The sequence below is a fragment of the Pseudomonas frigoris genome, assembly GCF_047758635.1.
Lineage (GTDB): Bacteria > Pseudomonadota > Gammaproteobacteria > Pseudomonadales > Pseudomonadaceae > Aquipseudomonas > Aquipseudomonas frigoris.
This window is the reverse complement of the sequence record NZ_CP180479.1, coordinates 1,131,621-1,144,908: the sequence shown is the minus strand read 5'-3', so window position 1 is coordinate 1,144,908 and position 13,288 is coordinate 1,131,621. Positions and strand designations below refer to the sequence as shown.

General features: G+C 56.4%; 10 protein-coding genes. 6 read left to right on the top strand and 4 right to left on the bottom strand.

Going from position 1 to position 13,288, the window contains the following annotated elements; translation table 11 throughout:
- Positions 1–393 precede the first annotated feature (393 nt).
- The 5 genes from ACMXYH_RS05115 (at position 394) to ACMXYH_RS05095 (ending at position 5,759) form a co-directional block, all read left to right on the top strand.
- Entirely contained in the window at positions 394–1,110 is a 717-nt protein-coding gene (locus ACMXYH_RS05115; protein WP_129438555.1) for an ABC transporter permease, read from the top strand.
- Positions 1,111–1,130: 20 nt separating this feature from the next.
- Complete coding sequence (locus ACMXYH_RS05110) at positions 1,131–2,039, top strand: glycine betaine ABC transporter substrate-binding protein (protein ID WP_415766499.1); 909 nt, start codon at positions 1,131–1,133, stop codon at positions 2,037–2,039.
- 12 nt (positions 2,040–2,051) lie between these two features.
- Complete coding sequence (locus tag ACMXYH_RS05105; RefSeq protein WP_008148960.1) at positions 2,052–2,705, top strand: ABC transporter permease; 654 nt, start codon at positions 2,052–2,054, stop codon at positions 2,703–2,705.
- Positions 2,702–3,859, top strand: coding sequence for an osmoprotectant ABC transporter ATP-binding protein OsmV (locus tag ACMXYH_RS05100; protein WP_008148962.1), 1,158 nt, complete (start codon positions 2,702–2,704; stop codon positions 3,857–3,859). The genes ACMXYH_RS05105 and ACMXYH_RS05100 overlap by 4 nt, the downstream gene beginning before the upstream one ends.
- A 736-nt stretch (positions 3,860–4,595) precedes the next feature.
- Entirely contained in the window at positions 4,596–5,759 is a 1,164-nt protein-coding gene (locus tag ACMXYH_RS05095; protein ID WP_033058084.1) for a type III PLP-dependent enzyme, read from the top strand.
- Positions 5,760–5,820: 61 nt separating this feature from the next.
- On the opposite strand, the gene ACMXYH_RS05090 is transcribed toward ACMXYH_RS05095, so the two are convergent.
- The 4 genes from ACMXYH_RS05090 to ACMXYH_RS05075 all read right to left on the bottom strand — a co-directional run bounded on the left by ACMXYH_RS05090 (position 5,821) and on the right by ACMXYH_RS05075 (position 10,700).
- Positions 5,821–6,714, bottom strand: a complete 894-nt coding sequence (locus tag ACMXYH_RS05090; protein WP_415766498.1) for a hypothetical protein — start codon at positions 6,712–6,714, stop codon at positions 5,821–5,823.
- Between the two features lie 76 nt (positions 6,715–6,790).
- Positions 6,791–9,055 (bottom strand): alpha-xenorhabdolysin family binary toxin subunit A, encoded by a 2,265-nt coding sequence (locus tag ACMXYH_RS05085; protein ID WP_415766497.1) that lies wholly within the window; start codon positions 9,053–9,055, stop codon positions 6,791–6,793.
- A gap of 212 nt (positions 9,056–9,267) precedes the next feature.
- Entirely contained in the window at positions 9,268–10,023 is a 756-nt protein-coding gene (locus ACMXYH_RS05080; protein WP_415766496.1) for a tetratricopeptide repeat protein, read from the bottom strand.
- Positions 10,020–10,700: a Fe2+-dependent dioxygenase gene (locus ACMXYH_RS05075; protein WP_415766495.1), complete on the bottom strand. Its 681-nt coding sequence runs from the start codon at positions 10,698–10,700 to the stop codon at positions 10,020–10,022. Before ACMXYH_RS05075 ends, ACMXYH_RS05080 begins: the two co-directional genes overlap by 4 nt.
- A gap of 206 nt (positions 10,701–10,906) precedes the next feature.
- On the opposite strand from ACMXYH_RS05075, the gene ACMXYH_RS05070 reads away from it, so the two are divergent.
- Entirely contained in the window at positions 10,907–13,243 is a 2,337-nt protein-coding gene (locus tag ACMXYH_RS05070) for a TonB-dependent receptor (RefSeq protein WP_415766494.1), read from the top strand.
- Positions 13,244–13,288 lie beyond the last annotated feature (45 nt).

Genomic DNA, 13,288 nt, shown 5'->3' with positions numbered 1-13,288 from the left:
AAAAAGTGACCTACGGACCACCGTCCGTAGGGCTTCCCGAACACCGCATGCCCTGTAGGAGCTGCCGAAGGTTGCGATCTTTTGATCTTGTTTTTTTTAAGACCACCGAAGTTCAAGATCAAAAGATCGCAGCCTTCGGCAGCTCCTACGGTGGCTATTTGCTGTTAATTATGGAACCTTTTAAAAGGTGCAGACGTCCACTCCCCTGTTACGGCACTCGTACCAGGGGCTGAAAAATCAGCAAGTTGGCCTGACGAGGCTGCGCTTATGGCTCGATCTCATGCGGTTTCATCAGCATGAAGAGCTGCTTCTCGCGAACGTTTTTTTCCCGGCAGCCAGGAATGGCATGCCACACGGGACTGCGTTCGCCGACAAAGAAAAAGGAGTCTGCCTGTGGCTATTCGCTATGGCAAAGGGCTGATAGGAGGTGCGGTTGTCGTCGCCCTTCTGGCCCTGCTGGTCCACTGGATTGGCATCAACACGATCGAACATTACCGCGACGATTTGTTGTTTTACCTGCAAGCCCATTTGATTCTTGTCCTTGTTTCCATGCTGGCCGCCCTCATTGTGGGCATTCCCGCCGGCATCTTCCTCAGCCGCCCGACCATGGTGGGCCGCGCTGAACGCTTCATGCAGATCTTCAACATCGGCAACACCGTGCCGCCTCTCGCCGTACTGGCCATCGCCCTGGGTATCCTCGGCATCGGCAGCGGCCCCGCGATCTTCGCCCTGTTCCTCGCCTCGCTGTTGCCGATCGTGCGCAACACCTACGAAGGCCTGAAAAACGTTCAGGGTTCGCTCAAGGAAGCGGCCGTCGGCATCGGCATGACACCGACTCAGGTGCTGTGGCGGGTCGAACTGCCAAACGCCGTGCCGATCATCATCGGTGGCGTGCGCGTGGCGCTGGCGATCAACGTCGGTACCGCACCGCTGGCATTCCTGATTGGCGCCAACAGTCTGGGCAGCCTGATTTTCCCTGGCATCGCCCTGAATAATCAGCCGCAACTGCTGCTCGGCGCGGCCTGCACCGCCCTGCTGGCCTTGCTGCTCGACGGCCTGGTGACACTCGCCAGCCGCCTCTGGCTCGAACGCGGCTTGCGCCCGTCTTAAGCCTCGGCAAAGGAATCTCTATGAAAGCTCTTTTTTTAAAAGGCAGTAGCTTAATTTTAGGCTGCGCCCTGCTGTTCGCAGGATTTGCCCAAGCCGCTGAAAAACCCGTGATCCGCATCGGCGCCCGGGTGTTCACCGAACAAACCCTGCTGGCGGAAATCACCTCCCAATACCTGCGCACCAAGGGTTACGACACTCAGGTGACCGGCGGTCTGGGCAGCAACCTGGCTCGCAGCGCCCACGAAAGTGGTCAGCTTGATTTGATGTGGGAATACACCGGCGTGTCGCTGGTGGCTTACAACCACATCACTGACAAGCTCGACAGCGCTCAGTCCTACGCCAAGGTGAAAGAACTCGACGCGAAAAAAGGCCTGATCTGGCTCACCCCGTCGAAATTCAGCAACACCTACGCCCTGGCCCTGCCAGAAAACACCGCGAAGGCGTATCCGCAGATCAACACCATCAGCGAGCTGAACACGGTGATGCAGGCTGAGGCGAAGACCAATCACCTCGTCGCCCTGGACACCGAGTTCGCCAACCGCTCCGACGGTCTGGACGGCATGGTCGACCTCTACGGCATGAACCTGACCCGCAAAAACATCCGCCAGATGGACGCCGGGCTGGTCTATACCGCCCTGCGCAATGGTCAGGTGTTTGCCGGTCTGGTCTACACCACGGACGGTCGTTTGAACGCCTTCAAGCTGAAACTGCTGGAAGACGACAAGCATTACTTCCCGGACTACACCGCTGCGCCGGTGGTGCGTCAGGTCTACCTCGACGCTCACCCGAAACTCGCCGAAGAACTCAAGCCGCTGGCCGAGCTGTTCGACGACGTCACCATGCGCCAGCTCAACGCGCGGGTCGATGTCGATCACGAAAGCCCTTCATCCGTTGCCGCCGATTTCCTGCGCCAGCATCCCATCAAATAAGGAGGAAAAGACATGGAATTTCTGAACGCCTTTTCCCATCTCGACTGGCCGCTGGTCCTGCAACTGACCGGGCAGCACATCACCCTCGTCGGTATTGCCGTGACCCTGGCGATTCTGGTCGGCGTGCCGCTGGGCATCCTGATGACGCGCTTCCCGACCCTCGCCGGCCCCTTGCAGGCCAGCGCCACGGTGCTGCTGACGGTGCCGTCGATTGCCCTGTTCGGCCTGCTGCTGCCGTTCTACTCCAAATTCGGCCAGGGCCTGGGCCCGATGCCGGCGATCACTGCGGTGTTTTTGTACTCGCTGCTGCCGATCATGCGTAACACCTACCTCGCTCTGACCGGCGTCGATCCCGGCATTCGCGAAGCCGCCCGTGGCATCGGCATGACCTTCGGCCAGCGCCTGCGCATGGTCGAGCTGCCGATCGCGGTGCCGGTGATCCTCGCCGGTGTGCGCACCGCCGTGGTCATGAACATTGGTGTCATGACCATCGCCGCGACCATCGGTGCCGGTGGCCTCGGTGTACTCATTCTCGCTTCCATCAGCCGCAGCGACATGTCGATGCTGATCGTCGGCGCCGTGCTGGTCAGTCTCCTGGCCATCTTCGCCGACCTGCTTCTGCAATGGCTGCAACGCACGCTGACTCCAAAAGGACTCCTGAAATGATCGAACTTCAAAACCTCAGCAAGACCTTCCAAAGCAACGGCAAAGATGTGAAAGCCGTGGACTCGGTAAGCCTGACCGTCAATGAAGGCGAGATCTGTGTGTTCCTCGGGCCATCGGGTTGCGGCAAAAGCACCACGCTGAAAATGATCAATCGCCTGATCAAGCCGACCTCCGGCAAGATCCTGATCAACGGCGAAGACACCACTGATCTCGACGCGGTGACCCTGCGTCGCAACATCGGTTATGTGATCCAGCAGATCGGTCTGTTCCCGAACATGACCATCGAGGAAAACATCACCATCGTTCCGCGTCTGCTGGGCTGGGACAAACAGAAATGCCACGACCGCGCCCGCGAGTTGATGAGCATGATCAAGCTGGAACCCAAGCAGTACCTGAATCGCTACCCGCGTGAATTGTCGGGCGGTCAGCAGCAGCGGATCGGCGTGATTCGCGCGCTGGCGGCGGATGCGCCGTTGTTGTTGATGGATGAACCGTTTGGCGCGGTCGACCCGATCAACCGCGAAATGATCCAGAACGAATTCTTCGAGATGCAACGCGCACTGAACAAGACCGTGATCATGGTCAGCCACGACATCGATGAAGCGATCAAGCTGGGCGACAAAATTGCGATCTTCCGCGCCGGCAAGCTGCTGCAGATCGATCATCCGGACACGTTGCTGGCACACCCGGCGGATGATTTCGTCAGCAACTTCGTGGGTCAGGACAGCACGCTCAAGCGTTTGTTGCTGGTGAAAGCCGAGGACGCGGCGGACAACGCACCGTCGGTGAGCCCGGAAACCCCGGTGGCCGAGGCCCTGGAGTTGATGGACGAACTGGACCGTCGTTATGTCGTGGTGACTTGCGCCGACAACAAGGCGCTGGGTTACGTACGACGTCGCGACCTGCACCGTCAGACCGGCACCTGCGCGCAATACCTGCGCGAGTTCAACGCCACGGCGGCGTTTGACGAGCATTTGCGCATCCTGCTGTCGCGCATGTACGAATTCAATCGCTCTTGGCTGCCGGTGATGGATGCCGAGCGGGTGTTCCTCGGGGAAGTGACCCAGGAATCGATTGCCGAGTACTTGAGCTCCGGCAAGTCCCGTGGTGGCAAGACCAGCATTGTGTCGCCGGCTGAGACTGCGGTGGCCTGACCGACGCCTTCGCGAGCAAGCCCGATCCCACATTGGACCTGTGATGTGCATGCAATCCATGCATCAACACAAATCCCCTGTGGGAGCGGGCTTGCTCGCGAATGGCAGCACCACATATCCCGCCTGAAACACCTCAAATATCCCCTCTACGGGAACATCACACTGTCATGCAGGTCGGTTACATCAGTAGCTGTCCGGGACCGCACGACGGATGCGTGTAAAAACGCGACATTTTTTGTTGATCTCAAGCCCCTCACGCCCTAAAGTTCGCGCCGAACGTCCGTGCTGGAAACGATCCATCCGGCTCAAGTACTGACGACGAGACAGCAAGGCCAAGGGAAAGCACCGCTTCCCATGGCCTTTTTGCTTTCGGCGACATGCCTTGGGAAGTAGGCGAACCAAAGTGGGGATACGGAGGACGTTCAGGAGGGTGTGTCATCAATGAAATCACGAGTGCGCCGGAGCCTGCTTTTGCGCAGGGCAAGGCGTGAGGCCCGCGGTTTGGTTGTTCCAAATAAGGGACGAGCAACGCAGCCCTGCGCAAAAGCAGGCCCGGCCCTTCGGGTTGTGCCTGAGCGCGCGCCATGCTGCGTTGCAGGCCTTGCGAAGGGAATGACCATGAGCGGCGGCCTGCGCCTTGCCTGGCACGCGCTCAGGCGCAACGCACTCGCGATTTCATTGATGACACACCCTCGCACCCATTGATTAATCTAGTTTGCCAGTAGGAGTTCCCAGCATGTCGATCAACGTCGAAGACTATTTCGCGCGCGATACCTTCAACAAAATGAAGGCCTTCGCCGACAAACAAGAAACCCCGTTCGTGGTGATCGACACCGCGATGATCAGCCAGGCCTATGACGACCTGCGCGCCGGTTTCGAATTCGCCAAGGTCTACTACGCGGTCAAGGCCAACCCGGCCGTCGAAATCATCGACCTGCTCAAAGAGAAAGGCTCGAACTTCGACATCGCCTCGATCTACGAGCTCGATAAAGTGATGAACCAGGGCGTTGGCCCGGATCGCATCAGCTACGGCAACACCATCAAGAAATCCAAAGACATTCGCTACTTCTACGAGAAGGGCGTGCGTCTGTATGCCACCGACTCCGAAGCCGACCTGCGCAACATCGCCAAGGCTGCACCGGGTTCGAAAGTCTACGTGCGCATCCTCACCGAAGGCTCGACCACCGCTGACTGGCCTTTGTCGCGCAAATTCGGCTGCCAGACCGACATGGCCATGGACCTGCTGATCCTCGCTCGCGACCTGGGCCTGGTGCCGTACGGCATCTCGTTCCACGTCGGCTCGCAACAGCGCGACATCAGCGTCTGGGACGCGGCGATCGCCAAGGTCAAAGTGATCTTCGAACGCCTGAAAGAAGAAGACGGCATTCACCTGAAGCTGATCAACATGGGCGGCGGCTTCCCGGCCAACTACATCACCCGCACCAACAGCCTGGAAACCTACGCTGAAGAAATCATCCGCTTCCTCAAGGAAGACTTCGGCGACGAGCTGCCGGAAATCATCCTGGAACCGGGCCGTTCGCTGATCGCCAACGCTGGCATCCTGGTCAGTGAAGTAGTGCTGGTAGCGCGTAAATCCCGTACCGCGGTAGAGCGATGGGTGTACACGGATGTGGGCAAGTTCTCCGGCCTGATCGAAACCATGGACGAAGCCATCAAGTTCCCGATCTGGACCGAGAAGAAAGGCGAGATGGAAGAAGTGGTCATCGCCGGTCCAACCTGCGACAGCGCTGACATCATGTACGAAAACTACAAGTACGGTTTGCCGCTGAACCTGGCGATTGGTGACCGTTTGTACTGGTTGTCGACCGGTGCGTACACCACCAGCTACAGCGCCGTTGAGTTCAATGGCTTTCCGCCGTTGAAGTCGTTTTACGTGTAACTGACGCTTCGAGTTTCAAGCGTCCAATGAAAAACCCATGACAGTGTCATGGGTTTTTTTATTAGAAGACTCTGGCCATTTTCAGCAGTTGGTCAGACATGGATTTAACATCCTCCAGTGAGCCGGTAATCATCGGCAAAGAGGTCTTGGCACGCAGCATCGTTTGCTGAGGATAATGAGTTGCCAGCGACCGTTTGGTTTCATCGAGCATGTAGGTCCAGCGGTAGCAGAAATCACCGAGGTTGCATGCGGCGATGCTGGCTTGCCGGTAAAGATCGCCAAGGCGTCCCATGTGCGCTCGGGACATCTCTTGCCGTTGCGTTTGCGAGTACGGCTGGCCAGGATCGTAATCCATGCCCGGCAACCCAATTCGACCCAAGGTGTAATAGGCTTCAATCTTGGACATCGGGCCTTCGGTACTTAACGGCAATGTCAGCGATTCGATGAAGCGAATAAAAATGCTGTGGATCGACACCGCAAGTTTAGTTACCTGCAACTTGAAGTCCGTCACTGCATATTGGCAACGTTCGAGCCGCGCATAGAGTTCGCGCATCACATCAATCACATTGGCACAGGGCGCATTGCCCCAACCGGCAGATCTGACAACGGCGAACTGCTGCGGATCAATTACCGAAATCGCCAAACGCCGATTCTCGGTAACGCTGACAATCGCCTGAAACTCGCGGATAAAACCGCTCACATCCTGCAGTACCCGAGTCGACACGTTACCAAGGCAAGGTACGGTAATACCGATCGCTCGCCAGCAGACCGCGTTGCCACGCGCAACTTGAATCAATGCCTGAGAATCGGGCCGAGGCAATAAGGTATATCCGGATCGGGCGATAGAATCTGAGAACCGGTTGATTTCCCCAAGTGCGCCAGGCAAGTCGTTCAAAAAAACAATGTATTGCTTCAACGAGGCAAAATTCTTTTCTGCCAATAAATAATCCAGCATCAGTCTCTCCTTGGCCTGACAAAACCTCGACTGCCAGCGTCAACGTTGCCGCTGGCAGTCCGTGGTCATCCGTTTGTCAGCGCCTTGGCACCGACACGGGCGCGAGGAACTTGATAAACAGCGGTGCCTGCACCTTGAATGCATTGTCCAGCGCTTCGACATCGGCAAATTGCGCTGCGGCGGTGGCCGTCAGGAACTGCCGATAAGCTGTCGCAGCACCGCTATAGACAGTGGCGTATTCATGTCGCGAGTCCTCTATCGAAAGAATCGCCTGCAAGTATTTAGTCCTGCCGAGTGATGCCTGAATAATTGAATTCTCGACATCAATCTTCTCGACCAGGGCATCAATCTTCAGCTTCAACTTGTCACTCTCGCGAAGCATGTCGATAAAAGCAATTGTCTTGCCGGCGTCGATTAATGTTTTTTTAAGTTGGTCGATCGCCATCATCACCAGTTGAATTTCTGTAGGAGCCAGGCCCAACTGAGTGACCTTGGCAAGGGTCAGTTCAATGTCTTTGCCAAGTGCTTCAATGCCTGCCTTTTTCAGGGTAGCGACGGCTTCAGAGATGGTTTTGCGCTCATCCATGAACGCCTGCAACTTCAATTGCAGATCACTGATTTCATCTTTGGCCATTTGCTCTTCGTGCGCAAAATCAACCAGGTAAGTCTGGACCAGGCGTCGATCGAACGAATCGCTGATATTCGCCAGGCATTGGTCAATTTTGGACGACTTCTCCTTGATTACATCGGCTGCCTGCTTCAAGAGTCCCTTACGATCGCCATCGATTTCTTCGATAACTAGCGGGTCAGCCTCGCTCAGTCGTTCTTTTTCGAGGTCTTCAAGACCGCGCTGAATGATTTCGAGTTCGTACTTGCTGGTCTGAGCGGCGCCTTGTAACTCGTTGCTTCCCCGACCGACCTCTCTGACAACGCTGTCGAAGCGGCTGAACAAGTCCGGCAAATAACCAAGCTTGACCTGCCAGGTATTGGCCTGAATGCGCGCATTACGCATGTGTTCGTGATGGGTACTTAATGCCGCCAAATCCAGCGGCGGATAGGCCGAATTGAACAGGCTTACAACATTCATTGAACGTGCTCCCAACGAGTTATTGCGTGAAAATTCCTCCTGCGCCTCCTTGAACACCAGAATAAGAGCGTCGGCATCGGTCTCGATTTTTCTCCATGGATTAACGACCAGCCTGAATTGCGCGATGAACTGTCGCAGCGACAACGCATCGTTGATGGTAGCGATAGCTTTGGAAGAGTTTGCGACAGCATCGTGCAAGACGTTCCAGGTATAGATAAGGTTTTTTGTTGCGATTTCGGCATCGATTGCCACGATTTCAAGACTCTGCAAGTCGTGCTTTACACGCGCCAGAGAACCCAAGGTCTGATTCATGCTGTCCAGCTTCAGAATGTCGCGATCCTGTTGGGCATACAGTTCGTTACGCGCTGCACGAATGTTTTCAGCTTCGACGCCCATATAGATAGCCATCGCCAACCCGACAATGTTCATACCAGCCGCGGCTTTCAATGCCTCCTGAACGGCCGCTTTGTACTCAGTATTCTTTAGTTCAATCTCGGCGGAACGATCATCAATTTTCACTTGGAGATTTTTTATTTCTGCCGACAAGGTATTATTTTTTATCAAATCAACCTTGTATTGGATGCCAGGCAGAATGTATTCCTGAAGATCCATACCAAACGCATCGAGATCTTTCTTGATGCCGCGAGTAATATTTAAGTTCTTATCAACTTCTTCAAATATCCTGTCGAGAAAATAACCCAAATCACTCAGCGTATCGCTTTCCAGTTGCAGACCTGGAAACTTGTCGCCCAACGCGGCCTCCAGCGCTCTTAGTTGTTCAACCGTTTTAATGTCGTGCAGGTCCAGCAGATTGCCAGCCCTTACGTCGGAGTAGACTTCTTCCATCGATGCACCATACGTCAGCATGCTCGTTGCGAAGTTACTGAGGCCGCGGCCCGTCATCATGATGCGTTCGCGCAAGTCCGTCCAACGCGAGGCATGGTTGTGAGTATTGAGAAAAGTGGTCAGGAAGTCTTCGGGGTAAAGGCCCGGGCCACCATTCTGACCGACACCGAAACGCAGATAGTCAGTAACGTCTTTCAAAGTGCGAGGAAGCCTGAAAGCGGCAGCCTGATACTTGTGCAGATCGATGATTTGTTTTTTAGTCAGCAACAATCCCGTGGCACGTACATCGCTATTGAAGTCCGAAGCGGATGCACTGATTAACCGCGCCGGAGCTTCAGCGGCGTACTGCAATATTTGCTCGGGAGAAGCGTTTTTCAGAGCGTCATCCCACAACTTATTACCAGACATAATTATTCCTTTAATTAGTCAACACACAATTGAATATTTAATAACGTGATTTGCAGAGCCGGAACATTACAACCATTCAAACTGCGCACTGGAAATAAAACACAATGCAGCGCCGCTGCAAAGTGCAAACTTACGAGGATATGTTTATAAAAAATACCAACGCCTGGCGAGCAAGCAACTAATCCACTCGCGTGACAAGCCGACGGCGAACTTCAAATGTTTACTTGGTTGGCTGCCCGTGCGCGATATTCCACGGCCATTGCTTGCACTTGCGCGTGGGGCACGTTCGACAGTGTCTGCGCCGCGATACTTAAAAAAGCCGAATGCCCCGCGTGCATTGCCCGGCGATACCAGACCAGCGCTTCTTCGATGTGCGAGAGTTCCACCAGAACACTGGCATAACTGAACTGCCCACGAAAATCACCGCCCAGCGCCGAACGTCGATACCAATCAAACGCCGTCACAGGATCAGCAGGACAAAAATGGCCTTGCTCCAGATATCGTCCCAGCAAGTTCATCGATTTTGCATGGCCCAGTTCCGCTGCCCGGCGATAAAGATTCAACGCTTGCGCGTGATCTTCAATAACGCCGCGCCCGGTCGCCAGCAGGTTGGCGTAGTTGTACATCGCCCAATCCAGACCACTTTCAGCTGCAACGCGATAATGCGCGGCGGCAACTGACGCATCGGCAGTACAACCCCAACCCTGCTCATGGCAACGACCGAGCATGTTCCGCGCCATCAAGTGCCCGCCCTGGGCGGCGATCTCGAACCAGCGCACGGCCAGCCGCTGATCCTGCTCGATACCCTGCCCGTCCAGCAGAATCTGCCCGAGCAAGGCCTGAGCATCGAGCACGCCTTCGCGGGCAGCGATCAGAATCGCCTGTGCCGCGCGCGCCGGGCTTTCGTCGAGCATGGATTTGAGACGATCACCGTCGAGGACTTCCTCGCGGCGCAGTCGATAACTCATACCTCGACCCAGCGACGCAACAGGTTGTGATAAGTACCGGTGAGGCGAATCAGCGAAGGGTGATCGGGCATGTCCTGGGTCAGCTGCTGGATCGCCCCGTCCATCTCGAACAGCAAGGCGCGCTGACTGTCTTCGCGGACCAGGCTTTGGGTCCAGAAGAACGAGGCGTAGCGAGTGCCGCGCGTCACGGCGTTGACCTTGTGCAGGCTGGTGCCGGGGTACAGAACCATGTCGCCGGCCGGCAACTTCACCCGTTGGGTGCCGAAAGTGTCCTGGATTTCCAGTTCGCCGCCGTCGTAGTCGTCCGGCTCGCTGAAAAACAGAGTGGCCGACAAATCGGTGCGCACTCGCTCGAGACTGCCTTTGGGCTGGCGCACGGCGTTGTCGATGTGAAAGTCGAAACTGCCGCCGGCCGTGTAACAGTTCAGTAACGGAGGAAAGACCTTGTGCGGCAACGCGGCCGACATGAACAGCGGATTTTTCCACAGCCGTTCCAGCATCGCCGCGCCGACTTCCTTGGCCAGCGGATGACCTTCAGGCAGCTGCAGATTGTGCTTGGCCTTGGCCGACTGATAACCGGCGGTGATTTTGCCGTCGGCCCAATCTGCCTGCTCCAGAGCCTCACGGATGCGCTGCACTTCTTCTTTCGCGAACACGCCGGGAATGTGCAGCAGCATGGGATGACACCTGAAGACAAAGAGGCGGCAATGGTATTGATTCTTATTGACTCTGTAAAACCCCTGTGACGAACGAGACAGCAAAAACCGTAAGGGTAAATTGTAAAGAATGTAAATTCCTCGCGAATAGTAACGTTTCGCAATTGATACAAATACCTGTTTACCCTATATTCCGCGGCCTCAAATCCTTGGGGAGGGGAATTCTCATGTCACGCCAACAACCACAATTACCGGTCAGTTCACCGCGTTTGCTCGCGTCTGCAATTGGCGTGGCGATCACTGCCAGCTCTGCGGGCCACATGGCTTTCGCGGCTGAAAAGACCGACGAAAAAGCACCGAGCAACGTGATTTCCCTGGGCGCTACCGCTATCACCGGCGAGACCCAGGACGAGACTTCCTACAACGTCGAAAAAGCCTCCTCGCCCAAGTACACCGCACCGCTTGTGGACACGCCGCGTTCGATCACCGTCATCCCGCAACAAGTGCTCAAGGACACTGGCGCCCTCAACATGCAGGACGCCCTGCGCACTGTTCCAGGCATCACCTTCGGTGCCGGTGAAGGCGGCAACCCGCAAGGCGACCGCCCATTCATCCGCGGCTTCGATGCCCAGGGCGATACGTATCTGGACGGCGTGCGCGATACCGGCTCCCAGAGTCGTGAGATCTTCGCCGTTGAGTCGATCGAAGTCAGCAAAGGCCCGAACTCGGCCATGGGCGGCCGTGGCGCTGCCGGTGGCAGCATCAACCTGGTGAGCAAAAAGGCGCACCTTGGCAATTCGCTCGATGGCGGTTTCACCTGGGGTTCCGACCAGACCCAGCGTTACACCATGGATGGCAACTATCAGTTCACCGACACCGCCGCTGGCCGTCTGAACCTGATGAGCCACGAAAGCAACGTTGCTGGCCGTGACAGCGTCGACTACGACCGTTGGGGTATCGCACCGTCGCTGGCCTTCGGCCTGGGCACCGACACTCGCGTCAACCTCGACTACTACCACCTGGAAAGCAACGACACGCCAGATTCCGGCATTCCATACAGCATTCCGGTCGCGGGCTCGACGGCTCGCACCAAGTCCAACCCGGACAAGCCTGACGATGGCGGCGACAGCAGCAACTTCTACGGCCTCGACGGCCGCGACTTCCGCAAGGGTCGCACCGACACCGCAACCATCGCCATCGAGCACGATCTGAGCGACGCGCTGACCGTCAAGAACACCCTGCGCCACGGCACCAGCATGCAGGACTACATCCTGACCCAGCCGGACGACAGCAAGGGCAACGTCAACAACGGCAGCGTCTGGCGTCGGGCCAACACCCGGGTCAGCAACACCGAAACCACCACCAACCAGACCGATCTGTTTGGCGACGTCTACATCGCCGGATTCAAAAACAGCTTCTCTACCGGTATCGAGTTGAGCCGCGAGGAAAGCGAAAAGTCCTCGTATAACGTCAACACCGACACCACCCCGGGAACAGCTGCCGCGACCACCAACTGCTCGCCGGCGTTGATTGGTGCGCCGAGCGGCTACAACTGCACCTCGCTGTCCAACCCGAACCCGAACGACCCATGGAACGGTGCAATCTCGCGTAACTACGCTGGCACCGACACCAAAGCCAACACCTATGCGCTGTATGTGTTCGACACGCTGGAGTTGTCCGAGCAATGGCTGGTGAACATGGGTCTGCGTTATGACCATTTCGACACCCAGTACCGCACCTTTGACAGCGCAGGGGCGACTGTCCTAAACAAAGGCGTACCTGCAAAAGGCAAAGACACCAGCGAATTCGTCACCGGTCAATTCGGTGTGGTCTACAAGCCGGCCGAAAACGGCAGCATTTATGCGTCCTACGCGACTTCTGCCACTCCACCTGGCGCCACCCTCGGCGAAGGCATGGACGGCAACCCGCTGGGTGGCACGGTTGATCGCAACAAAGATGTGCTCAAAAGCGACATGGAGCCGGAAACCACCAAGAACTACGAAATCGGTACCAAGTGGGACCTGCTGAACGATCGCCTGTCGTTGACCGCCGACATCTTCCGTACCGAGAAAGAAAACGCTCGCGTTCAAGTCGACACAACCGCCTATGAAAACGCCGGAAAAACCCGCGTTCAAGGTATCGAACTGTCGGCCAGCGGCAAGATCACCGACAAATGGCAAGTGTTCGCCGGTTACGCATACATGGACAGCGAGCAGGTCGATGGCGGCCCGCTGAACCGCGCCACCGAAGGCAACGAGCTGCCTAACACACCGAAAAACAGTGCCAGCTTGTGGACGACTTATCAGGTCACGCCGAAGCTGACCATCGGTGGCGGTGCGTTTTATGTCGATGATGTGTTCGGCAGCGTGGCCAACACCACCATGGTTGATTCCTACGTTCGTTACGACGCAATGGCCGCGTACAAGCTGAGCAAAAACGTCGACCTGCAACTGAACGTACAGAACCTGACCGATGAAACCTACTACGACAAAGCTTTCGCGACCCACTTCGCCAACCAGGCGGCGGGCCGTACGGCATTGCTGAGCACCAACTTTCACTTCTGATAGAAGCGTGAAGACCAGGGCCCCGTTCATCCAGGTGAACGGGGC